The 20,836-nt window shown below is 55.3% G+C and carries 22 protein-coding genes and 2 tRNA genes; 7 read left to right on the forward strand and 17 right to left on the reverse strand.

What is annotated here, in order from left to right:
* Window positions 1-12: 12 nt before the first annotated feature.
* Window positions 13-471, reverse strand: a complete 459-nt coding sequence (mgsA, locus tag ACQG22_RS08180) for a methylglyoxal synthase (protein ID WP_013097251.1) — start codon at window positions 469-471, stop codon at window positions 13-15.
* Window positions 472-551: 80 nt separating this feature from the next.
* Entirely contained in the window at window positions 552-1,214 is a 663-nt protein-coding gene (gene csgI, locus ACQG22_RS08185) for a curli synthesis inhibitor (protein ID WP_369706419.1), read from the reverse strand.
* 172 nt (window positions 1,215-1,386) lie between these two features.
* Between csgI and ACQG22_RS08190 the strand changes: the two genes are divergently transcribed.
* Window positions 1,387-1,803, forward strand: a complete 417-nt coding sequence (locus ACQG22_RS08190; protein WP_013097249.1) for a CoA-binding protein — start codon at window positions 1,387-1,389, stop codon at window positions 1,801-1,803.
* A gap of 33 nt (window positions 1,804-1,836) precedes the next feature.
* On the opposite strand, the gene hspQ is transcribed toward ACQG22_RS08190, so the two are convergent.
* Together hspQ and rlmI are read right to left on the reverse strand one after the other, a co-directional pair.
* Complete coding sequence (gene hspQ / locus ACQG22_RS08195) at window positions 1,837-2,154, reverse strand: heat shock protein HspQ (protein ID WP_013097248.1); 318 nt, start codon at window positions 2,152-2,154, stop codon at window positions 1,837-1,839.
* A gap of 60 nt (window positions 2,155-2,214) precedes the next feature.
* Complete coding sequence (rlmI, locus tag ACQG22_RS08200; RefSeq protein ID WP_369706420.1) at window positions 2,215-3,405, reverse strand: 23S rRNA (cytosine(1962)-C(5))-methyltransferase RlmI; 1,191 nt, start codon at window positions 3,403-3,405, stop codon at window positions 2,215-2,217.
* A 92-nt stretch (window positions 3,406-3,497) separates the two neighbouring features.
* On the opposite strand from rlmI, the gene yccX reads away from it, so the two are divergent.
* Window positions 3,498-3,779, forward strand: coding sequence for an acylphosphatase (gene yccX / locus ACQG22_RS08205; protein ID WP_013097246.1), 282 nt, complete (start codon window positions 3,498-3,500; stop codon window positions 3,777-3,779).
* On the opposite strand, the gene tusE is transcribed toward yccX, so the two are convergent.
* The 6 genes from tusE to ACQG22_RS08235 all read right to left on the reverse strand — a co-directional run bounded on the left by tusE (window position 3,776) and on the right by ACQG22_RS08235 (window position 9,992).
* Entirely contained in the window at window positions 3,776-4,105 is a 330-nt protein-coding gene (tusE, locus tag ACQG22_RS08210) for a sulfurtransferase TusE (RefSeq protein WP_047351965.1), read from the reverse strand. The two genes, yccX and tusE, sit on opposite strands and share 4 nt — an antisense overlap.
* A gap of 69 nt (window positions 4,106-4,174) precedes the next feature.
* On the reverse strand, window positions 4,175-4,726 hold the full coding sequence (locus ACQG22_RS08215) for a LuxR C-terminal-related transcriptional regulator (protein WP_250021293.1): 552 nt from the start codon (window positions 4,724-4,726) through the stop codon (window positions 4,175-4,177).
* A 10-nt stretch (window positions 4,727-4,736) separates the two neighbouring features.
* Window positions 4,737-5,894: a CfaE/CblD family pilus tip adhesin gene (locus ACQG22_RS08220; RefSeq protein WP_250021291.1), complete on the reverse strand. Its 1,158-nt coding sequence runs from the start codon at window positions 5,892-5,894 to the stop codon at window positions 4,737-4,739.
* Window position 5,895: 1 nt separating this feature from the next.
* Window positions 5,896-8,613 carry a TcfC E-set like domain-containing protein gene (locus tag ACQG22_RS08225; RefSeq protein ID WP_369706421.1) on the reverse strand — a complete coding sequence of 906 codons (2,718 nt, stop codon included), beginning with the start codon at window positions 8,611-8,613 and terminating at the stop codon, window positions 5,896-5,898.
* 72 nt (window positions 8,614-8,685) lie between these two features.
* On the reverse strand, window positions 8,686-9,192 hold the full coding sequence (locus ACQG22_RS08230; protein WP_047351968.1) for a CS1 type fimbrial major subunit: 507 nt from the start codon (window positions 9,190-9,192) through the stop codon (window positions 8,686-8,688).
* 74 nt (window positions 9,193-9,266) lie between these two features.
* On the reverse strand, window positions 9,267-9,992 hold the full coding sequence (locus ACQG22_RS08235; protein ID WP_369706422.1) for a fimbrial protein: 726 nt from the start codon (window positions 9,990-9,992) through the stop codon (window positions 9,267-9,269).
* Between the two features lie 326 nt (window positions 9,993-10,318).
* Between ACQG22_RS08235 and ACQG22_RS08240 the strand changes: the two genes are divergently transcribed.
* Both ACQG22_RS08240 and ACQG22_RS08245 read left to right on the forward strand, forming a co-directional pair.
* Complete coding sequence (locus ACQG22_RS08240; RefSeq protein WP_348592169.1) at window positions 10,319-11,074, forward strand: winged helix-turn-helix domain-containing protein; 756 nt, start codon at window positions 10,319-10,321, stop codon at window positions 11,072-11,074.
* Entirely contained in the window at window positions 11,071-11,547 is a 477-nt protein-coding gene (locus tag ACQG22_RS08245) for a hypothetical protein (protein WP_369706423.1), read from the forward strand. Before ACQG22_RS08240 ends, ACQG22_RS08245 begins: the two co-directional genes overlap by 4 nt.
* A gap of 56 nt (window positions 11,548-11,603) precedes the next feature.
* Here ACQG22_RS08245 and yccA read toward each other — a convergent pair whose 3' ends face one another.
* Window positions 11,604-12,263 carry an FtsH protease modulator YccA gene (gene yccA / locus ACQG22_RS08250; RefSeq protein WP_013097244.1) on the reverse strand — a complete coding sequence of 220 codons (660 nt, stop codon included), beginning with the start codon at window positions 12,261-12,263 and terminating at the stop codon, window positions 11,604-11,606.
* Between the two features lie 269 nt (window positions 12,264-12,532).
* On the opposite strand from yccA, the gene ACQG22_RS08255 reads away from it, so the two are divergent.
* Window positions 12,533-14,161, forward strand: coding sequence for an ABC transporter substrate-binding protein (locus ACQG22_RS08255; RefSeq protein WP_369706424.1), 1,629 nt, complete (start codon window positions 12,533-12,535; stop codon window positions 14,159-14,161).
* Between the two features lie 143 nt (window positions 14,162-14,304).
* Window positions 14,305-14,392: transfer RNA gene (locus ACQG22_RS08260), tRNA-Ser, on the forward strand.
* A gap of 49 nt (window positions 14,393-14,441) precedes the next feature.
* Here the strand turns inward: ACQG22_RS08260 and ACQG22_RS08265 are convergent.
* The 3 genes from ACQG22_RS08265 to ACQG22_RS08275 are packed head-to-tail and all read right to left on the reverse strand — an operon-like array spanning window position 14,442 to window position 17,247.
* The gene (locus tag ACQG22_RS08265; RefSeq protein ID WP_058661152.1) at window positions 14,442-15,215 is read right to left on the reverse strand and encodes an ABC transporter ATP-binding protein; all 774 of its coding nucleotides are present in this window, start codon (window positions 15,213-15,215) and stop codon (window positions 14,442-14,444) included.
* Entirely contained in the window at window positions 15,212-16,243 is a 1,032-nt protein-coding gene (locus ACQG22_RS08270; protein WP_040021600.1) for a FecCD family ABC transporter permease, read from the reverse strand. The genes ACQG22_RS08265 and ACQG22_RS08270 overlap by 4 nt, the downstream gene beginning before the upstream one ends.
* Complete coding sequence (locus tag ACQG22_RS08275; protein ID WP_038985568.1) at window positions 16,243-17,247, reverse strand: ABC transporter substrate-binding protein; 1,005 nt, start codon at window positions 17,245-17,247, stop codon at window positions 16,243-16,245. Before ACQG22_RS08275 ends, ACQG22_RS08270 begins: the two co-directional genes overlap by 1 nt.
* Before the next feature lie 236 nt (window positions 17,248-17,483).
* Here ACQG22_RS08275 and ACQG22_RS08280 point away from each other — a divergent pair.
* Window positions 17,484-17,571 (forward strand) — tRNA-Ser (locus tag ACQG22_RS08280).
* 44 nt (window positions 17,572-17,615) lie between these two features.
* Here the strand turns inward: ACQG22_RS08280 and ACQG22_RS08285 are convergent.
* The 3 genes from ACQG22_RS08285 to hpxO are packed head-to-tail and all read right to left on the reverse strand — an operon-like array spanning window position 17,616 to window position 20,785.
* Window positions 17,616-18,566, reverse strand: a complete 951-nt coding sequence (locus ACQG22_RS08285) for a PDR/VanB family oxidoreductase (RefSeq protein ID WP_038985566.1) — start codon at window positions 18,564-18,566, stop codon at window positions 17,616-17,618.
* A gap of 12 nt (window positions 18,567-18,578) precedes the next feature.
* Window positions 18,579-19,613: a molybdenum cofactor-independent xanthine hydroxylase subunit HpxD gene (gene hpxD, locus ACQG22_RS08290; RefSeq protein ID WP_013097237.1), complete on the reverse strand. Its 1,035-nt coding sequence runs from the start codon at window positions 19,611-19,613 to the stop codon at window positions 18,579-18,581.
* A gap of 17 nt (window positions 19,614-19,630) precedes the next feature.
* Window positions 19,631-20,785 carry an FAD-dependent urate hydroxylase HpxO gene (gene hpxO, locus ACQG22_RS08295; protein WP_336340629.1) on the reverse strand — a complete coding sequence of 385 codons (1,155 nt, stop codon included), beginning with the start codon at window positions 20,783-20,785 and terminating at the stop codon, window positions 19,631-19,633.
* Window positions 20,786-20,836 lie beyond the last annotated feature (51 nt).

The raw sequence follows: 20,836 nt of genomic DNA on the forward strand, positions 1-20,836 counted from the left end.
CCGGGCATAACGCTACTTCAGTCTCTCGGAAAGATAACGCTGATAATCCGGGATGAGAATTTCAACCGGCGAGTTGAACTGCGGTGATTCAATGATGAAATCCGCCGTCGACAGGTTTGTCGCCACCGGAATATTCCAGACGGTGGCAAGACGCAGCAGCGCTTTCACGTCCGGGTCATGCGGAACCGCATTCAGCGGATCCCAGAAGAAGATCAGAACATCAATTTTCCCCTCAGAAATCTGTGCGCCCACCTGCTGATCGCCACCCATCGGGCCGCTCAGCATGGCGTTCACCTCCAGACCCGTTTCGCGGTGGATAAGGTTACCGGTGGTGCCCGTCGCCGAGAGGGCGTGCTTTTCCAGCAAGGACTGATGGCGGCGAACCCAGTTAAGCAGCATTTGTTTACAGTGATCGTGCGCAACCAGCGCAATGTGCTTGCGTGCCGGTAATGTGCGTGTTGTCAGTTCCATAATCATATCCATCAGGTTAACTGGCTACACGATGACGGGAACCGCCTGATGCTGCAAGAGAAAGGCGAAAAAAATGTGGCTTACGACGAAGGTTGTTGCTTCACCCACTGTAAAAAACGGGCTCGCGTGTCGGGATCGGCCTGCTGGAACCAAAATTTCAGGCGTTGTTCTGTCAGCGTCTGGGATTGAGGGGGGATCACATCCAGCTCTGAGACGCCGGACAGCAGCGTACTGTCGTCAGCCATCATGGAGGCAAACCGGGGCAGCGAGGCGCGCTTACCCGCTTTGTTATAGGTTTGCGCTGCGGCCTCATAATCTGTGCCCTTCGGTGACGACGTCAGCGCCAGAATATCCAGCTTCACCGGGATCGGGGTGGCATCGCCATCCACCAGTTCCACACGCGGCGAGGCGTCAAACGTCGCCGACTCTTTTTCCGTTTCCAGACGCGGCAACGTAAAGTTCACCTGGCTTACCTGCTGGGTGTTAAAGCTCATAATCAGCGGGGGGGAGAGATACGTTCGTTGTTCATGATTAGCAAGGCGGATGGTTTTTTCCACCCGGAACACCACCTGATGAGGGCCGTTATCCAGTTCGATGCTGTCGGCACCGCGTAATAACGAACTGGAGACTTTTTTCCCGTCCAGCACCAGCAGGTCAATGTCGGAAGAAAGCCGAAGCGTGGTTGCAAAAACGCAAACCGGCATCACTAACGCAATCACAGCAGTGGCAAGGCCGGCTTTCATAGGGGCTCCTGTTTAACGTACGCTTACCGCGATAATGTATCTAAATTTGTCGATAATCATGTTTACTAACATATAGACATATTCTGGCCTTTTGCTCTCATACATCTGTATGGGATGGATGGTTGAGATGTGCGCTTTGACATACACTTGTTAAAAAGCCAGGAGGAAAAGCATGAAAGAGAATGATATTGCCGAGATTTTGACGTCCACACGCACCATTGCGCTGGTGGGGGCGAGCGATAAACCGGATCGTCCAAGCTATCGGGTAATGAAGTACCTTCTCGATCAGGGCTACCACGTCATCCCTGTGTCACCAAAAGTGGCCGGTAAGACCTTGCTGGGCCAGCAAGGATACGCCACGCTAAACGACGTACCGGAAAAGGTTGATATGGTGGATGTGTTCCGTAATTCCGAGGCTGCATGGGGCGTGGCGCAGGAGGCCATTGCCATCGGTGCGAAAACGCTGTGGATGCAGTTAGGCGTTATTAACGAACAGGCCGCGGTGCTGGCGCGCGAGGCGGGGCTGAAGGTGGTGATGGACCGCTGTCCGGCGATTGAAATCCCCCGGCTGGGGCTGACAAAGTCATAAAAAAAAGCCCGTTATCGGGCTTTTTTTACACGCTTAGTTCCGCAGGCGCGGAGCCTGTAACTGTTTGCGGATAGTCTGAGCCAGTTCATCCATCGTGGGTTGCTCCGGATGCTCATCCTGCAATTCACTGCTTAGCTGCGCCTCAGCAAGATAAGTATGGACGGGTTGTCCATCATCACCTTCCATCACCACATGGTACCAGGGTGCGGCGCGAAGCTCTGCGTTCACCGCCAGCTCATCCGCCGACGGTTCATCAAGGGAATACTCCGGGTCGATATCCACGACCACACCCAAATACCCGAGCAAAGTGTGGCGGACCTGCTGGCCGATACCGAATTTGCTGGCAATCATAGTCACCTCCCGGGAAACACTACTTACACTCTATGTGCGGGCAATATTTCTCTTTTCAAGTTACATGACGCGACAGGCAAACCCTTTCAGATACAGCCCTTCCGGGTAGGTAGCGATCACCGGGTGATCGGCTGCCTGACGGAACTGCTCTATAAATTGTACATCACGACCAGCATCTATTGCGGCATCGGCGATGATTTTCTGAAATAAATCTGTGGTCATCAGTCCAGAGCAGGAGAAGGTGAGCAGCACGCCGCCTGGGTTCAACAGCTGAATGGCCAGCATGTTGATATCTTTATAGCCGCGGCAGGCACCCATCAGCTGGCTTTTGTTCTCCACAAACTTAGGCGGATCCATCACGATAACGTCAAACTTCTCACCCTGATCGCGATATTTACGCAGCAGTTTGAAGACGTCGTCGCGAATGAATTCGGCTTTGCTCAGATCCAGCTTGTTCAGCTCGACGTTCTGTTTTGCCACATCCAGCGCTTCCTGAGACGTATCCACGCTCACCACCTGCGCGCAGCCGCCCATTAAAGCCGATACCGCAAAGCCGCCGGTGTAAGAGAAGCAGTTGAGCACGCGTTTGTCGGCAACGTACTGACGCGTGGCCAGACGGCTGTCACGCTGGTCGAGGTAATAGCCCGTTTTATGACCACCCTGAATATCCACCAGCAGCTTCATGCCCTGTTCTTCGATAGGCAGCAGGGCAGGCGGCAGTTCGCCGGTCACCGGACCCTGGGTCAGTTCCATTCCCTCTTTTTTACGCACAGCCACATCGCTGCGGTCATAGATGGCGCACTCCGGGAACAGAGACTGCAGGGCGCTTATCAGCGCGGCGCGCTGGTATTCCGCCCCAGCGCTCAGTAACTGCAGGACCAGGAAGTTACCGAAGCGGTCAATGGTCACGCCCGGCAGACCGTCGGACTCTCCGGCAATCAGGCGGTAGCTGTCCAGACCATCGCGTTTGGCCAGCCAGTCGCGCCACTGCTGCGCCTGCTGCAAACGACGCACGAAGAAGTCGATATCGATGGTTTCATCTTTGTCGAAGGTCCAGACGCGCGCGCGGATCTGGGAGGCTGGCGAGTAGGCGCCTCGTGCTAACCATTTCCCCTGATGGTCAACAATATCAATGGTTTCACCGAGGCTGGCTTTACCTTCCATACGTGCAACCGCGCCGGAAAAGACCCAGGGATGACGGCGCAGTAATGACTTCTCGCGCCCTTTGGCCAACACTAAACGTACACTCATAATTTGCTATTCTGTCGATTCAAGAAAATGGCCGCCATTTTCCCGAGTTCGCCGGGGAAATGCAACGCGCCAGACGGATAAGGAGAAGGAAGATGTCAAAAGTCTGCACTATCGCCTGGGTTCACGGCGTCGTTCAGGGCGTGGGCTTTCGCTACAGCACGCAGCGCGAGGCCGTTCAGCTTGGGCTAACGGGATATGCGCGAAACATGGATGATGGCAGCGTTGAGGTGGTCGCCTGTGGCGAGGCAGAGCAGGTTGAAAAACTGCTGGCGTGGCTGAAAGCGGGTGGGCCGCGCAGTGCCCGGGTTGATAAGGTCTTAACCGAACCGCATCAACCCGGCCGGGAATACATGAACTTCGGTATTCGCTACTAAATGCATTTCACGGGTTTAGGCAGGCCGGCAATTTTGGTGGCCTGTTTGGCCGGGCCTTTCGGGAACAGACGATACAGATAGCGGCTGTTGCCTTTCTCTTCACCGAATTTATTGGCCATGGCTTTAACCAGCATCCGGATAGCCGGAGAGGTATTGAATTCGAGATAGAACTCGCGCACAAAGCGCACCACTTCCCAGTGCTCCGGGGAGAGCGCGATCGCCTCTTTTTCTGCAATCACTTCCGCCAGCGCCTCGCTCCAGAGCGTCGTGTCTTTAAGATAGCCTTCGCTATCGGTCTCAATTTCCTGGCCTGCAAAAATCAACATAATCTTCAGTCGTGTGTGAAAAAATCGGCGACAGTGTAGCAAAAAAGAGGCTTCAGGATAAACCGTGACCTACAGGAGTAGCTGCAGCAGATTATTGGCATTGAGCTTTTTCAGTGCATTGCATTTATGTGTCGAGACCTGTTTCTCCGACATGCGCGTCATGCGGGCAATGTGGCGCACCGGCAACCCGGTTAGCATAAGGTCGAGCACGCTGAATTCCAGTCCCGTCAGACAGCAGTCCAGGCTCCGAAGGCGGCGGGGCTCTTTTGCCAGTAAGTACGCCGCGTCGGCAACCGCGATCCTGTCATCTATGATATAAATGGTTAACGCAGCGAAGCGCTTGCGTAAATGCGTTGCCAGTGCCCATCCCTTCTCGTTGCAGACCAGATAGAGGCTGCCTTTCCAGCGTGCGGCTTCCAATTTGAGCAAAATGCTTATCAGCGCCTGATGCGTAGCCGCAACGGAAAAACGACAGCGGACGACAACCACGCGACGTGTAACCAGCAAAGGCTGCCATTGTACGGTGTCGCAATGGACCGCTAACTGAACGCCCCGACGCTGCAGCGCATAGCGTAACCCTTCGGCGTAAAATCGATTATTGTCGAGAATGGCGTAACTCACAGTGACCTCGTTATAACGTGCTGGGTGTGTAGATCACACGCAGCGTACCGGTGTAGTCGCCCGCGTTTTTGCTGCTGGCAGCAAATGCAGGGGTTTTCAGGATAATCGGGGCAGGAATGCACAGTACGGTCTCGCGTCCGCCGGGAAGGATGACCTGACGCAGATACTGCGGATCGTTGGTACCTTGCCAGACCACGGTTTTACCGTTAGCGACAGTTTCGGTTGCGCCTGTGATTGGATTGGTGACGGAGATCCGATAATCAAGACGATCCCGCGCATCCGTTTGGCTTCCACCGCGCCGCCGGATAGAAAACGCGCCTTCGGCACGATCCGCTGCGGGGAGCCCATCGTCTTCAAAGCGAAGATAGGCGCGGGTGCTGGTGCTGTTTTTGCCGTCGTACAGGCACATATCCAGCGTATTTTCCCCCTGGATCTCACTGCCACCGGGCCGCCCCGGGAAGTTAGTCAGGTTGAGGTTAACGATGGGCGTTGAGTGCGGAAATGCCGGCAGATAAATCTGCTGATTTCCCGAATCGACCACCTCAATGCGAATATTGGCCTGCCAGTTGGCGATGGTGAGATAACCCGGACATCCGACATTCACATCATTAAAGTTCCCGCCGCAGCTGGCGCTTCCCCATTGACGCAGATTCTGCTTCAGCGTTGCGGTCCAGATCCCCGACAGGGTGAGCTTATCCAGTTCGCCTTTTACGATATAAAAATCGAAGTACGGCTCTCTGTTCCAGGCCACCAGATCGCTGGTTCCTCCCGTGACAAAGCTGGCAAAGGTAAATACTTTGTTGTTGATAAACATGTAGTGATCGCCATACACCTTAATATCTACCGTTTTGCGGGTAAGGGCATGCGTAAAACGTAAGGTGATGGCATAAGGCGCGGCCGGGTTCGCTGAGAACCAGACCGGGGCGGTCATGCAGGCACCGTACGTGGTGTCAGTCCGGGACTGACAGGTCAGGGTATTACGTCCCCATTTTTGCGGGTCGGCGGCGTCATAGCCGCCTGATTCATGAAGCCAGATATCGAAACGTGCTGGCGCAGCCATGCGATCGAAGCTGATCCCTGTGCTGGTGCTTCGTCCCGCGGGGGCACCCGCCAGCGTCTGGCCTGTCCACAGACTTAAGCACAGTAAAATAAAGAGGCACTTATTCACATCATTTCCCTTTTGTGAGGTTGTCGGCGTTCATGGCTGTCGGGCCCGCTGGAACCGAGCGTCCGGCCAGCATCAGCTGCGCCTGCTGCTGGACGGCATCCGGCAGGGCAGAGAAGGTTAATTCCCGGCAAGGGATCGACCCGACGTAGCGCACCACGTCGCGCATACTCTTCACGGTCAGCGCGCACTGATAAAACTGCTGCTGACGCACCAGGTAGAGGTTATGCAGCAGAGCGTCGCTTTGTGCGCTAAACCCACCGTTGCCAAGGTCGCTCCAGCCGTTCACGTTAAGCGGCACGCCGCCGATAAACGGCACGTGACGCTCGTCGGTTAACTGGCCGAGCCAGGTGTAACTTGCGGTGGTTTGTACGTCCCGACGCAGCAGTTTGCCTGGCACCATAAACAGCGTTCTGCTGCCAGAACCTTGCGTAATTTCACTGCTGGCTCCCTGCGAGACATCCAGCGATTCGTTAATCGTTAACGTAGTCTGCTGATAACCCGGCACCGCGAAGAGAGCACGGCTATTGCCCGGAATATCTGCACTACCGCCGTTATCCAGCGATACGGCGACGCGCGGATCCTGAGAATCTTCCAGCGTGGCAACATTAACTGCGACAGCGGAAGCAGGACGACCGTCGCTCCAGCGGCCCAGCCACAGACCAGAACGCGACAGCGCAAGGGTCGAGTTGTAATTACCGCTGCTGCTCAGCGTGTGGCGCTGTTCCTGACGATCCCAGGCATCGCTAACGGTCAGGCTGGCGTTGCCAAATCGCCCGCCCTGGCGCGTATAGGCTGAGGTGTTTAGCGAGTCGCTGTTTATGCCTGACGCGCTCACGCCATACTCATTTTCACCACGTGCATCGGCGTACCAGTTATGTGCCACGTTGTAGCTCAGCTGATTTTTTTCGCGCTGCTGGTGTTGCCATGTTGCGCCCACAGAGGTGTAACTTGATGCATCCCCCTGGCGGCTATGGGCCATGGACAGGCTCACGCTCAGGTAGCCGCCTTTATCCCTGCTTTCGCGGGCGTCATCGTGACGCATGAACAGGTTAATACTGCTGTTAATGTTCAGGCCATGGGTGCTAAAAGCGTTGCTCAGCCCCCCTTGCCAGGCCCGCGTGCGCGAACGGGTCATATAGACCGAATCCCATGGCAAACCCGCATCGTGGCGATCGTCATTGTCCGGCAACTCGCGACGCGTAACGTACCTTCCTTCGTTGTGGTTATCCGAATACCCCAGACTTGCATACCAGGAACCGACTGGAACAGAGAACATCACCGAGAGAGTGCGATAACAACCGTTCACGGCGTCAAACCCAGCGCTTCGGGTATTGCAGTTCTCTGCTGATAACGCATTGCGATAGACGCTCAGTGAAAAACCGTCGTTGTAGCTGACTTGCTGAATATTGCCGCGTTGACCTTCGCTGCCGTAAAGGTAGCTAAACCGGGTATTCAGCACGCCATCGATTGGCCCCGCATTGAAACCCCGGCTCCAGTCGAGGGCATTTTCCAGAAAACGCTGGTTTTTCTTTATCGTTGCGCCACTCGTTAGCGCCAGCGTCTGAGTGACGGGCAGGCGTACACCCGCCTGCGCAATCGCGCTGCGTTCTTCATTTTGATCACTATTGTCTGTTTCGCCCGCCTGCAGAAACCACTCGACGCGGTCGAAGGGTGTAATGCCGGTTCGGGTAAACGGTACCTGCTCGGTACGCGTCAGCCGGTTATTTTCATAAACGGAGAGCGTCACGGTATAGCTCCCGTCCGGGAATGCTCGTGTGTCCAGAGTTTGCGCCCCGGCAGTCAGGTAAAAGCTCGCCAGCAGCTGATTGCCCCGGCGGGCGTCAATTCGCGCGTCATGGGAAAGCAGCACGGTGATGGGGGTTCCCTTCGACTGCTGAACCGGGTTAATCCATGCTCTTGTCGAACCCGTGCGCAGGCCGCGAATTTTTCCCAGCGGCAGTTGGCTGAGGTTAATATTTCCACCGGCGTTACTGAACAAATCGCGGGTATCCATCTCACCTAACTGGACATAGTACTGACGCCAGATATCCTGGCGGAACCAGGCGTTGTTAACGGTGATCTCCTGTTGCTGCTGGTGTCTTGAGCGCTGCCTCAGCCAGGTCCAGTCGAGATTAAAATAGCCATCCTGGGTGAGCGCCAGTGCGCCATTGCCCTGCACGGTGGCTGACTGGTAATCCCTGTCTGCAACAAAATTAATATTCTGCTGGTGGATCAGTGCGTTTTCAGTGTCCTGAGTGGGTTGGTACCACTGATTTTCTGTTGTCGGTTTCGGCAGGAATTTTTTGTCCAAAAACAGGCTAATGCGGGCGTTATTCTCGTCATAAATAATGGCCGCACGGTCTGTTTTAATGTAATCGCATCCCGCTGCGGAGCCGTTGCTACTGCAGGCCAGATTGCCGTTACGGGCAAGCGGAACGGCCAGCGCGGCCGACACGGTAGCAACAAGGGCGGGATCGTCATTAAACTGACGTTTGATGGCCGCAACCACGGTTTCTGGGGCGACAAAACTTACCGTTTCAAGCGTGATATCCGTTTCAAACAGGCCAAGCGACTCGCCGTAGAGGTTCACCTCTGTCCACAGGCGCTGCGTTTTTGCCAGATCTTCAAACCCTGCCGGGACGGCCATCGCGGCGCAGGCAAGTTGGATGGATGCGGGTAACAAAGCAACAAAGAGAAGAGTATTTCTGTGAAAAGCCATGAACGAGCCTCGACATCATCCTGACGTCAGAGGGTGGGCACCCTCTGACGTTATTCCTTAGGTGCTGTGGTGTTACGCACCGCCTTCCGTGGTTGTCGCTTGCGTCAGCATCAGGCTGACAACGCCGCTGTACTGACCAGTTTTCAGAATACCTTTGGTGGTCTGAGAGATGGTCAATGGCAGTACCGCAGAACCGTTTTCAATGCTCCCCGGGAACAGTTCAGTGCCGGTAAATTCAACGTCAGCGGTGGTCAGGGTTTTATCGCCCAGCTTCACCGTCATTGGGATGGTCTCAGCGCCGTCGGCATTCGCCAGCTTCGCTGCGCTCACCAGACGGACTTTTACGTTGCTGGTGGCGGAGTTAGACCACACCTTGGTATTCAGACGGTAGCTTTCCAGACCACGACCAGGCAGGTACTGCATATCGATACTTGCCGGCAGCGGCGTGTTATCGGCCTGGGTCATATCAAGCTGTGAATCAACGCTGGCGTTGACGGTAATATCTTTTTGAATCGCTAGCGCGCTCACGGACGTAGTCATCGCGGCAACGATCATCAGAGGTTTAATATACTTACGCATTGATATCTCCATATTTACAAACGAGCACCATGGCTCTTTAAACAAACCACACGGGTTTTTACTGTGATGTCGTGTTATTGCACGACGGGTAAGTCAGCTTCTTCAGCGGTTTTATTCACCCAGTTGAAGTAGCGGAATTTATATTTCTGGCCCTGTATTGTTGTGAGCGTTTTTAATTTCCGTTCGGTATCCGGATAAATCGTCGCGTCTTCTTTAATCCATTTACACGATGAATTTGCATCACAAATCCCTATTTCTCTCAGCGGGACGCGCAGCGTTCCGTTGTTTTTTAAAGTGCCCCTGACAGGGTCCAACGACAGTGAAACCACGCTTTTTTCTGGTGCGAGATGGACCAGTGCCCCCCAGATCACATTGACACCCAGGGTCGCCGTTGCTGCAGGGGTTTCTGCCTTGCCCGGAATAATACTGTCCGGTTGTTTCACCCCTTCAAAATAGACGCGCCATGTAGTCTCTTTTTCTGGTGGTATAAGCGAGACCAGGCGAACTACGCGCATTGCGCCTGCCGCAAGGGCGAATTTTTCAGGCGTGACAACAACACCGCCTTCTTTCCACGAGGCCACATCAATTTCTTTTTCCTGAGCAGTGCCAGGATTAAGAATTTTCTTTTGCCTCACCCGAATGAACTGAATATCATCCGTTTTTGACGCCACTTTTATTTGCGCCGCACCGGACTTATCTACATTAAGTTCCATGGGGTATACGCTCATATTCGCTATTGCCATTTCTGAGAAAAATGGCAACGACAGCGCGGCGACATACAAGGCGGTTGTTACGTTCACTCGATTTATCTGTTTCACTTTCAGTCTGCCTGCTCTGAGTTCATCGGCGGCGCGTTAACACCAGGACACCGTCTGCTTTCGTATCGCTTCAGGGCAGGGAAACTTTAACCAGAACAGCAGTTTGTGAAAATTTGTATTAATTAACTCGCCAAATACAGTTTTTTATCCTGCTTTTCTTGCTTTAAGGTTGTATAGTTAAGCGAAAATACCGCGACCAGGGATAGGGAGGGAACTCCTTCTGACGAAAAAACAAGCAGGTCAGGGGGCGGTTTTCTTGTCGATGTACCAGGGATTAAAAAGCATGCGGTAACAGCCGAGAATAAAAGATGTTTTTTATATGCAATAATTCGTTGTTATTTGATCCTGAAGCACATGCAATAAGTCTTGTTGGACAACCTGAATCTGTATTACCCCTTTCGGCACCTGCCGTTCGGCTTTTACAGGAGTTTATTAAGCACAAAGGATGCGACCTGAGTCGGGAAGAATTGATCACGCGCGTATGGGAGGAATTCGGCTTTACGCCTTCAGGAAATAACCTCAATAAAGCGGTCAGCGAATTACGTAAATGCTTCCAGTCTCTGGGTGAGGGACACGAATTTATCGTGACCGTACCCCGTTATGGTTTTCGCTTTGTTGCCGATGTGGTTATTCAGCCAGGAGAGACTGTTCAATCCGCCGATCCTCAGCCATCCTCCGCACCGCAAAAGGTAAAACCACAGCATGCGTCATTGAAAAGATGGTCGATTGCGGTTTTAGTGATTCTTGCTGCGTTGGCGGCAAGTTTTTACTTTGGCCGACAGCAGGGGATTGCCGTCCCGGAGAACCTTTTGCCGGTTAACGGAAAAATTGCGCGCTGCAGCATCTGGATTATCAACGATCATGGTCGCCCGTTAGTGTTATCGAAATTAGCGGAGCGGCTGAAGATGAATAACGTAGCATGCGAGCGTGAGGCGTACGATATATATTATTTCAGCGCCCGATTTACCATTCCTGCTGCGGATGAAGTGTTCATTGGTGCCTGTCCGGTCAGTAAAACCAGCCTGTGCAAAACCATTCGTTATAAAAGCGGGGCAGAGAAATGAAAATAAAATTTCTCGCCGGGTTGGGCGGTGCTTTGGTGGGAGGCGCGCTGGCCGTTTTTTACTATTCCGGCGGCGCCTTTAAAAGGGATGTGCTGGCCTGCAGCACTGAGTTTAATTTTACGCGCAATGAGGGAAGAACCAGTGAAGTAAAGGTGAATACCGTTGCTCAGTTCTATTTTCATCGTGACGGTACTGGTTTGACTACTTACAAAGGCGCAGCAAGGGCCGGTGGGCAAAACCTAATCGTTGACAGGGATGTGGAATTTACCTGGAAGCAGCGGGACGATGATAATGTCATTGTGTTGAGTTACACCAAAACCTGGCGTCGGCACAATGACAATACGCCTAATACCCAATGGGGTAGCTTCGCCTCTCCGACGGCACGTTACTATCTTCGGATCTCGGAACTTTCGCCTTCTGTATGGTTGATTCAGGACCGGCATTACCCCACCTATATTTGCCGGGGTGAATAGGGCATAAAAAAAGGAGAATGCCAGCGGCATTCTCCTTTTTGTTTCAGCTGGTCGGCTTAATCCCGGCTGGCGAATCCCAGGATGCTCAGCAGGCTGACGAAGATGTTGTACAGCGACACATACAGGCTCACGGTAGCGCGGATGTAGTTGGTCTCTCCGCCGTGAATGATGTTGCTGGTTTCATACAGGATCGCGCCGGATGACAGCAGGATAAACACCGCGCTAATTGCCAGGTGCAGGGCAGGGAGCTGCAGGAAGATGTTAGCCACCATACCAATCAGCACCACCACGATACCTGCCATCAGCATACCGCCGAGGAAGGACATGTCCTTGCGGGTGGTCAGCACGTAGGCGGAGCAGCAGAAGAACACCAGCGCGGTGCCGCCCAGCGCCATACCGATCACATCACCCATGCCGGCAGACAGGTACGCGTTCAGGATTGGCCCCAGGATATAACCCAGGAAGCCGGTAAAGGCGAACGCGGAGAGAATACCGACCGGTTTGTCAGCAGTTTTGTAGGTCAGGAACATCAGACCGTACATCCCCACCAGCGTCAGGATCAGCCCCGGAGACGGCAGCATCAGCACGGTGCTGGCGGTGGCGGTGATCGCCGAAAACGCCAGCGTCAGGCTGAGCATAAAGTACGTATTGCGCAGCACCTTGTGGGTGCTGAGTAGCGATGTGCGGTCGCGTGAGGAAGTAATTATACGATCCATGAGTCACTCTCTTATGACAGATGTAATTAACGGAAAGAATAGGAAACGGCGCGCCAGTCTCAAAGTGGTTTTACCCATCTTTACTCAGCAGGTTAGCGCCGGAGCTGGTTATTTATTCTGCAGAAAGACGTTTCATCAGTATGAACAGCGGTTTGGCACAATTAATCAGATCAAGCTCTTATAGGTTACTGAAAAATATTGCCTTATTACCATAAGGCCGCTAAGAGTTATTTCCGGATCGTCACAAAACAGACAATAAGGCGAAGGAAATGAAACCACAAACACGCATTCACTTTACACTCTCTTTACTAGCGGCCGGGATCCTGTGTGCCAGCACGGCAACCTGGGCGGCTAACGTGCCGGCAGGGACGCAGCTGGCCGATAAGCAGGAACTGGTCAGGAATAACGGAAGTGAACCCGCCTCGCTCGACCCGCATAAAGTCGAAAGCGACGTCGAATTCAATATTATCAGCGATTTATTCGACGGGCTGGTCAGTGTCTCCCCGGCGGGTGAAATCCAGCCACGGTTGGCGGAAAAATGGGAGAACAAGGACAACACCGTCTGGACGTTTCATCTGCGTCCGGGCATCACCTGGAGCGACGGTACCGCCATCACCGCGGAAGATATCGTCTGGAGCTGGCAGCGACTGGTTGACCCAAAAACCGCCTCACCGTATGCCAGCTATCCCGGTAGCATGCTTATCGTCAACGGCACTGAAATTGCCGAAGGTAAAAAAGCGCCCGATATGCTGGGCGTGAAAGCCATCAATGACACCACGCTGGAGGTCACGCTTTCTCAGCCTAATGCTGCTTTCCTGGCGATGCTGGCACACCCGTCTCTGGTGCCGATAGATAAAGTCCTGGTGGGGCGTTTCGGCGATAAGTGGACCAAGCCCGAGCACATCGTCAGCAGCGGCGCCTATAAGCTGTCCTCATGGGTGGTTAACGAACGCATTGTGGCGGAGCGTAACCCGCGCTACTGGGATAATGCCCATACTGTGATCAACAAGGTGACATATTTGCCTATCACCTCCGAGGCGGCTGATGTGAACCGCTATAAAGCGGGAGAAATCGATATTGTCTACACGGTGCCAGTCAACCAGTTCGCCCAGCTTAAGAAAACGCTGGGCAGTCAACTGGATGTCTCTCCGCAGCTTGCCACCTACTATTACGAATTCAACACCGCCCGCCCGCCGTTCAACGATGCGCGCGTGCGTAAGGCGCTCAATATGGCGCTCGATAAAGACATCATCGCAGATAAAGTGATGGGGCAGGGACAGCGTCCGGCGTGGCTTATCAGCCAGCCGGACATTGGTGGCGTTAAGTTACAGAACCCGGATTACGCCAGCTGGCCGCGGGACAAGCGTATTGCCGAGGCGAAAAAACTGCTCGAAGAGGCCGGGTATAACGCCAGCCATCCACTGAGTTTTAATCTGCTGTATAACACCTCTGAAACGCACCAGCGTATCGCGATTGCTGCCAGCTCAATGTGGAAGAAAAATCTCGGCGTCGAGGCGAAGCTGCAGAACCAGGAGTGGAAAACCATGCTCGATACCATGCACACCCATAACTTTGACGCGGTGCGCTACGCCTGGATTGCCGATTACGATGACGCCTCCACATTCCTGAATAACTTCCGTACCGGGGATAGCCAAAACACCACGCAGTACAGCAATCCTGAATACGATCAAGCGCTGGTGAATGCGGCGAAGTCGAAAACGGCACAAGAGCGCGGTAAGTTTTATCAACAGGCAGAGGATTTGCTGGGGCGTGATGTGCCGGCGATCCCTGTCTATCACTACGTTCGTACGCACCTGGTGAAACCGTGGGTGGGGGGATTCACGCCGGATAAGCTCGGGTACTACTATACGAAAGATATGTACATCAAAAAACACTAAGACAATCGCTGGAGATTGTGCTGGCAAAATGGCCAATATGTTGTCTATTCAACCGATTAAACGTAATTTGGCTATTTTTAAAGCGAACGAATGCGCGTGCTCTTTACAGCCTGCGGTGAGGTGTTTATAGTTCGCCTCACTTAGGAAGCGTGGCCGAGCGGTTGAAGGCACCGGTCTTGAAAACCGGCGACCCGAAAGGGTTCTAGAGTTCGAATCTCTACGCTTCCGCCAAATTCGAAAACCCTGCGATAGCAATATCGCAGGGTTTTTTGCTTTGGCTCTACACCTCCGCCATGCCGCCCATGTTGTAGCCGATCGTCATCCCGGCGTCTGCCCTGTAGACGCTCGCTTTGACACACCAGGTTTGCTCGATATTTTCAGGGGTGAGCACCTCCGCAGGCGCGCCCGTGGCCGCGATACGCCCGGCCTTCAGAAGGATCAGCCGCTGGCAGTAGTTGGCCGCCAGATTGAGATCGTGCAGCGCCACCACCACCGTAAGAGGCAGTTGCGATATAAGCCGCATCAGCTCCAGCTGGTGCTGAATGTCCAGGTGGTTTGTCGGCTCATCAAGCAGCAACACCCGGGGCTGCTGTGCCAGCGCTCGCGCTATCTGGGTTCGCTGACGCTCCCCACCAGACAGTTGCTGCCACCGCCGCTGGCGTAATCCGCATAGCCGCATGAGGCTAATCGCCTCTTCCACCGCCATATCATCATCGCGAGTGCTTCTCTGAAACGCCTTCCGGTAAGGCGTACGTCCCAGCCGCACGATTTCCTCGACGGTCAGTTCTCCCTCAACGTCGGCATGTTGCGGGACAAAGGCTAACTGCCGCGCGCGCGTTTTTAACGGCATCACGCTAAGCGACGTGCCATTAAGCGCGACGCGTTCACTGTGGTGTGGAAACAGCCCGGCAAGACAGCGTAGCAGCGTTGATTTGCCCGAGCCGTTTGGCCCTAACAGGCCGACAATCTGCCCGGATGACAGGTCGAGATCGATATCCTCAAGCACCGTCTGTGCTTGTCGGGTCACACTTAACCCGGAGACGGAAATATTCATGGATGCTCCTTCCGGTTTTGATAAAGCAGCGCCACAAAGACAGGTGCGCCCACCAGTGCCGTCACCACGCCGATGGGAAGCACCTGGTGCACAATCAGCGTGCGTGACACGACATCGGCCAGGATCATAAAGTGCGCGCCGATAAGAAACGTCAGCGGGATCGTGCGGCGATGGCCCGGACCGCTGAGCATGCGCGTCACATGGGGAATGACCAGCCCCACAAATCCCACTGCGCCTATGGCACTGACCAGGGTTGCGGTGACGAACGCGCAGGTCAGCAACAGGATAATTCGTACAGCGGTCACCGGAATCCCGAGGGTGGTAGAGACCTCGTCTCCAAAGGTAAAGGTGTCCAGCGCCCGCGAAAAGAGGCATACCATCAGCAGGCCCGTCAACGTAACGACCAGCGCCAGCAGCGCGTCCGGCCAGCGCACACCGCTCAGGCTGCCCATTAACCAGAACATAACGCTACGCGACTGCTCGGCATTGGCGGAGGTGCTGACGATATACGCAGTCATGGAGTTGAAGAGCTGTGTGCCCGCTATGCCTGCCAGCAAAATGCGTGACGGGCTTGCGCTCATGCCGTTTGTAATCAACATGATGAGCGCAAAAGCGGCGCAGGCGCCAACAAACGCACCGCTGCTCACGCCAATCACGCTCCCCCCGATACCGAGCAGCATCACGCAGACGGCCCCCAGCGAAGCGCCTGCTGAGATGCCCAGCAGATAGGGCTCCGCCAGGGGGTTACGCAGTATTGACTGGAGCACCAGCCCGCACAGTGCCAGGCCGCCGCCGCTGCATGCTGCCATTAATGCGCGGCTCATGCGGTACTGCCAGACGATGCCTTCCTCGGGTTGCGGCAGAACGTATGCAGTCAGCCCAAGACCATTGAGGATCGCTTTTCCGGTAACGGCATACGATACCGGCATATCGCCGATACTCGCGGCAAAGACCAGCATCAGCGGCAATGCCACGGCGCCTGCCGCCATTAATCCCTGCTGGCGGCGGGGAGAAGAAACATGACTCATTATTCGCCCTGGAATGAAGCCAGCCGATCGCTGATAAGCTCAACCGCGTCGACGTTACGCAAAGAAGGGTTTAACGACATTGCGGGCACCACAATAATCTGATTATTCCTGACCGCCGGAATGTTTCTTGTCACCGGATCGCGTCGTAAAAAGGCCTCTTTTACCGCGGCGTCATCGGCAGGGTAGAGCCTGCGTGACATCTGAGCGATGACGATAACGTCTGGCTGCATTTGGGCAATATGTTCCCAGGTGACAGCGGGCCATTCATCATGCGAGTCAATAACGTTCTTTAACCCCAGCGTGCGGCTTATCCAGCCAGGCGCGCCGTAATTCCCTGCCACCCAGGGATCGCCATTCAGGCGGCTGCTTGAAAACCAGAAGACAACCTTCAGGGGTTTTGCTGAGATGCGCGCCTGCGCTTTCTGAATCCGTTCTGTCAGCTCACGATTGAGCTGCTCGCCGCGCGCGGGAACATCAAAGATGGCGGCCAGGTCTGTGACTTCGTGTTTTATTTCTGCCAGTGAAAACGGCGTGCTCCGTGCCCCGTCTGCGTTTGAGGTTGCCGTCACCGTTTTGTCCGTGCAGTCGGCAGGGGAGATCCACGTCTTAATCCCCAGTGATGCAAACTGCTCGCGTGTTCCCACCTCGCCCTGCGGGCCAATATGCCAGTGATACTGAGCGAGGACGAGTTCCGGTTTTTGTCCCACCACGGCTTCAAAAGAGGGGGAGTTATCCGCAAGCCGGGGGAGTTTTTTTCCGGCATCAGCCAGCGAATCCGGGAGTTTGCCGAACCAGACTGAGGTTGCGGCGACAGATTTTTCCAGCCCCAGCGCGAGCAGCAATTCCGTTTCATGCTGACCCACGGTAACGACGCGCTGTGGCGCTTGCGTAAAGGTCTGCCTGACGCCGCAATTTTCATTCGTCAGCGGGTAAGTTGTTGCTGCAAACGTGGCTGGTGCCATGGCCAGCAGTACTGTCAGTAATAACCCTTTTTTCAGAAGCATAAAAATCAATCCCAAATTGTTATGTTATAACATAATACATATATTGTGATTGAGCGCAACACGCTGCCTGCCGGACATTTGCCGGTGCCTGTAATGAGAGGGAAACTTCACATCCAGATTAACGTCGCCGAAGTGAGTCATGACGCCAGAGGGCGGGGTGATGGTGAGCAAGTGTAACTTTATGCAATTTCACGCTTTACATCATGCTCAGAGATGTTTATAGTGCGCCTCACTTTGGAAGCGTGGCCGAGCGGTTGAAGGCACCGGTCTTGAAAACCGGCGACCCGAAAGGGTTCTAGAGTTCGAATCTCTACGCTTCCGCCAAATTCGAAAACCCTGCGATAGCACTATCGCAGGGTTTTTTCGTTTTACAGCCCAATCACCAGCTCAGCGGAATGACTTCTTGAGCAACACAGCGCCACATGCGGGTTCGGGGCGTTTTTCTCTGCCTCTGACTGTACGCTATCCCGGTGATCCACCACGCCGTCAATCACCGGTGTCAGACACGCACCGCAGATCCCCATCTCGCAGGAGAGTGGAACGGCCACACCGTTTTCCTGTAGCACCTGGGCAATGGTTTTATCTGCGGGCACAGGCCAGCGCTCTCCGGTGGAGGCCAGTTTAATCGTGAAGATCTCGCCACTTTCAGCGCCGGTATCAGGCGCAGCGGGCTGAAACGCCTCGCTGTGGATCGTGCCGCCATCCCAGCCTTTCGCCGTCGCCACCTCACGTACTTTTTCCATAAACCCGGCCGGGCCACAGACCCAGGCGTGAAGACCCGCCGCGGCCACCGGGATATGCTCTGCCAGCAACGTGCGCGGGCTGGTGGTATGGATAACGCATTCGCCGTGCTTCAGCTGCGCCAGCTCGCGGGCGAAAGCCGCGCTTTCAGCGTGTTTGACATAATAGTGCAGAGTGAACGGGGTTCCGGCTGCTTCCAGCTGCAGGGCCATGGCATACAGTGGCGTAATCCCGATCCCCGCAGCCAGCAGCAACACCCGTTCGGCCTTCTGCAGGGCAAACAGATTGCGCGGCGCGGAGATCAGCAGCGTCTGACCGGGACGCAGCGTCTCATGAATATAGCGCGACCCGCCACGCGAGGCGGTTTCCCGGCCCACGCAGATCAGATAGCCTTCACTCCCGCATGGGCCGGTCAGAGAATACTGACGAATTACCCCGCAGGGCAGATGCACGTCGATATGCGCACCGGGCTGCCACTCTGGCAGCGCTTCACCGTTTTCCGCCACCAGCCTGACGGCGAGGCTTTTGTTCCCCTGACGCCACAGCCCGTCGACGATAACGCTTAAAATATCACTCATGACAGCCCTCCATCAGACCAGGAAAAACGCGCCAAAACCCATCTTTTTCAGCCCCCGGCGATAGGCAATCGAGCTTTTATCCGCGGGAATATGGGCTTCAAGGGTCAGATCCAACGGCAAACTTTCCGGGCGCTGGGTCTCGACCATCAGGCGGTCTTCCTCAAAAATCCGCAGGTTAAAGGCATGCACCTCTTCCACCGGGATATGCAGATCAAAGTTGCGCGCAATCGGGGCAAACATGCGGGTGACGCGTGACGAGACCGGCGACGCGGCGTTCATGATCACCAGCCGGGATTCACCCGGAAAATGGATCGTCAGGGTGGCGGTAAAGGGCAGGTGCATTTCAAAATGGCGCAGCCACTGGAAGCCTTCCGGCGCCTGCACGTCAGCGCTGGCGGGATAATTGCTCACCGAACTCCAGTAGTCCGCTACAAAACCAAACGGTGTTTCCTGTGGCTGATAGGTCGGGACGAGCTGGTTATCCGGATCCGCAAAGGTGCTGGTGTGGATCCACGCAAAATGCGCCACATCCAGAAATCCTTCCACCTGGCGGCCAGCGAAGCCATTCACCTCAAACGCCGGACAGTTGATCTGCTGAAAGCCGTCGTCATCCCAGTGTGGCATGGTGGGCAGCGGCATCGGGTTGTCGGGGTCAAACGCCAGACACGTCCAGATCAAGCCAAAGCGCTCCTCCACGGCGTAGTTAATCAGGTTGAGTTTCGCCGGTACTGGCTGGTCGGGGCTGGAGGGAATACGGTTGCAGCGGCCATCTTCTCCGAAGCGCAGGCCATGGTAGGGGCAGATAATCCCGTGCTCATCATGAAAGCCCAGCGTAAGCGGCACGCCGCGATGCGGACAAACGTCGCGAGCGACCACGACCTGGCCTTTCACGCGGTAGATAACCAGCGCTTCGTCAAGCAGGGTCGCCTTAACCGGCGCCGCGCCAATGTCGCAGGCGCGCGCAACCGGATGCCAGCACTTTGCCAGACGCAGCCAGTCCTCTGGCTCAAACGTGCAATGGGCGGGTGGTACAGGTGCTTTATTCATGTGTATCCCTCTTACGTTCAGCCTAATGGTCCGCCCTGAATGGTGTCGCACAGACCGTTGATAATGCGCTCCCCGGTCTCCTCTCTCAGCTCCTGATACCAGGCTCTGGTTAACGCCATATCTTTACCGTGCGTGACGTCACAGCGCTTGCGAGCCTTCAGCACCAGGTCGCGTACCCGGTCACAGCGCAGAGCTTCGTACTGCCGCAGCGCCAGCGTAATGTTGTGGTTTTGGCGCAGACAATCACCCAGCACCACCGCATCCTCCAGCGCCGCGCAGCCGCCCTGGCCGATATCCGGCGTGGTGCTGTGCGCCGCATCGCCGAGCAGCGCCACGTGGCCGCGTACCAGGCTGTCGAAGGGCTCAATGTCGTGGATTTCTATGCGGTTGGTGGTATCCGGATCCAGCGCGGCGATCAGCTTCTGCACCGGCGGCGCCCAGCCGCGGAAGTAACCCGTGAGATCGGCTCTGAGGGTGGTGCGATCTTCCGCCAGACCGAGGGGAAGCGGGACATCAAAAAAGAAATAGAAGCGGCCACCGGAGACGGGCATCAGCGACACACGCTTGCCTTCTCCCACGAACGTGGTCCACTGGTGGGCGGGGGCAATCTCTTCATCAATCTTCACCAGTCCGTTCCAGTTAACGTAACCGGCGTAGCGGCGCTCGGGGCTATACCCCAGCACGTACGGGCGCACCGCCGAATGGCTGCCGTCGGCGGCAATCAGAAAATCGCTCGTCGCCGTGCTGCCGTCGGTAAATGTTACGCTGACGCCAGCATCATTTTCCCGGACGTGTTCGACGCGCTTGCCGAACTGCACCCGCTCGCGACCCCAGAAGTCCAGCATCTCGCGCTGCAGTTCAGCGCGCGAGACGGGGCAGGGGCGTCCCCCGGTGCGCTCCACCAGCGGGGCCAGGCTAAAGCGGGTCAACGTGTCGCCGCGCCGGTGATCCTTGTAGGCCATAAAGCGCATCGGCCCGCCGTATGTCTGAATGATGTCGCCCATGCCGAGGTGCTGCATGCATTTCACCCCGTTGGGCCAGATGGAGATGGCCGCGCCAACGGGTTTGATCTCTTTTACTGCTTCAAACACGGTACAGTCGATGCCCGCCTTTTCCAGCGCGACAGCGGCGCTCAGGCCACCAATGCCCGCACCAATGACGATTGCTTTCATGCTTCTCTCCTTTTGCCGGGTGTCATTAACATCAGCAATTTGCGTACCAGG

The sequence above is a fragment of the Enterobacter cloacae complex sp. 309I3 genome (assembly GCF_050031595.1).
GTDB classification, from domain to species: domain Bacteria; phylum Pseudomonadota; class Gammaproteobacteria; order Enterobacterales; family Enterobacteriaceae; genus Enterobacter; species Enterobacter cloacae.

Bases quoted from the DNA above. Each gene is read 5' to 3' on its own strand.
- mgsA (WP_013097251.1), bottom strand. From the start codon at position 471: ATGGAACTGACAACACGCACATTACCGGCACGCAAGCACATTGCGCTG.
- csgI (WP_369706419.1), bottom strand. From the start codon at position 1,214: ATGAAAGCCGGCCTTGCCACTGCTGTGATTGCGTTAGTGATGCCGGTT.
- ACQG22_RS08190 (WP_013097249.1), top strand. From the start codon at position 1,387: ATGAAAGAGAATGATATTGCCGAGATTTTGACGTCCACACGCACCATT.
- hspQ (WP_013097248.1), bottom strand. From the start codon at position 2,154: ATGATTGCCAGCAAATTCGGTATCGGCCAGCAGGTCCGCCACACTTTG.
- rlmI (WP_369706420.1), bottom strand. From the start codon at position 3,405: ATGAGTGTACGTTTAGTGTTGGCCAAAGGGCGCGAGAAGTCATTACTG.
- yccX (WP_013097246.1), top strand. From the start codon at position 3,498: ATGTCAAAAGTCTGCACTATCGCCTGGGTTCACGGCGTCGTTCAGGGC.
- tusE (WP_047351965.1), bottom strand. From the start codon at position 4,105: ATGTTGATTTTTGCAGGCCAGGAAATTGAGACCGATAGCGAAGGCTAT.
- ACQG22_RS08225 (WP_369706421.1), bottom strand. From the start codon at position 8,613: ATGGCTTTTCACAGAAATACTCTTCTCTTTGTTGCTTTGTTACCCGCA.
- ACQG22_RS08230 (WP_047351968.1), bottom strand. From the start codon at position 9,192: ATGCGTAAGTATATTAAACCTCTGATGATCGTTGCCGCGATGACTACG.
- ACQG22_RS08240 (WP_348592169.1), top strand. From the start codon at position 10,319: ATGTTTTTTATATGCAATAATTCGTTGTTATTTGATCCTGAAGCACAT.
- ACQG22_RS08245 (WP_369706423.1), top strand. From the start codon at position 11,071: ATGAAAATAAAATTTCTCGCCGGGTTGGGCGGTGCTTTGGTGGGAGGC.
- yccA (WP_013097244.1), bottom strand. From the start codon at position 12,263: ATGGATCGTATAATTACTTCCTCACGCGACCGCACATCGCTACTCAGC.
- ACQG22_RS08255 (WP_369706424.1), top strand. From the start codon at position 12,533: ATGAAACCACAAACACGCATTCACTTTACACTCTCTTTACTAGCGGCC.
- ACQG22_RS08265 (WP_058661152.1), bottom strand. From the start codon at position 15,215: ATGAATATTTCCGTCTCCGGGTTAAGTGTGACCCGACAAGCACAGACG.
- ACQG22_RS08270 (WP_040021600.1), bottom strand. From the start codon at position 16,243: ATGAGTCATGTTTCTTCTCCCCGCCGCCAGCAGGGATTAATGGCGGCA.
- ACQG22_RS08275 (WP_038985568.1), bottom strand. From the start codon at position 17,247: ATGCTTCTGAAAAAAGGGTTATTACTGACAGTACTGCTGGCCATGGCA.
- ACQG22_RS08285 (WP_038985566.1), bottom strand. From the start codon at position 18,566: ATGAGTGATATTTTAAGCGTTATCGTCGACGGGCTGTGGCGTCAGGGG.
- hpxD (WP_013097237.1), bottom strand. From the start codon at position 19,613: ATGAATAAAGCACCTGTACCACCCGCCCATTGCACGTTTGAGCCAGAG.
- hpxO (WP_336340629.1), bottom strand. From the start codon at position 20,785: ATGAAAGCAATCGTCATTGGTGCGGGCATTGGTGGCCTGAGCGCCGCT.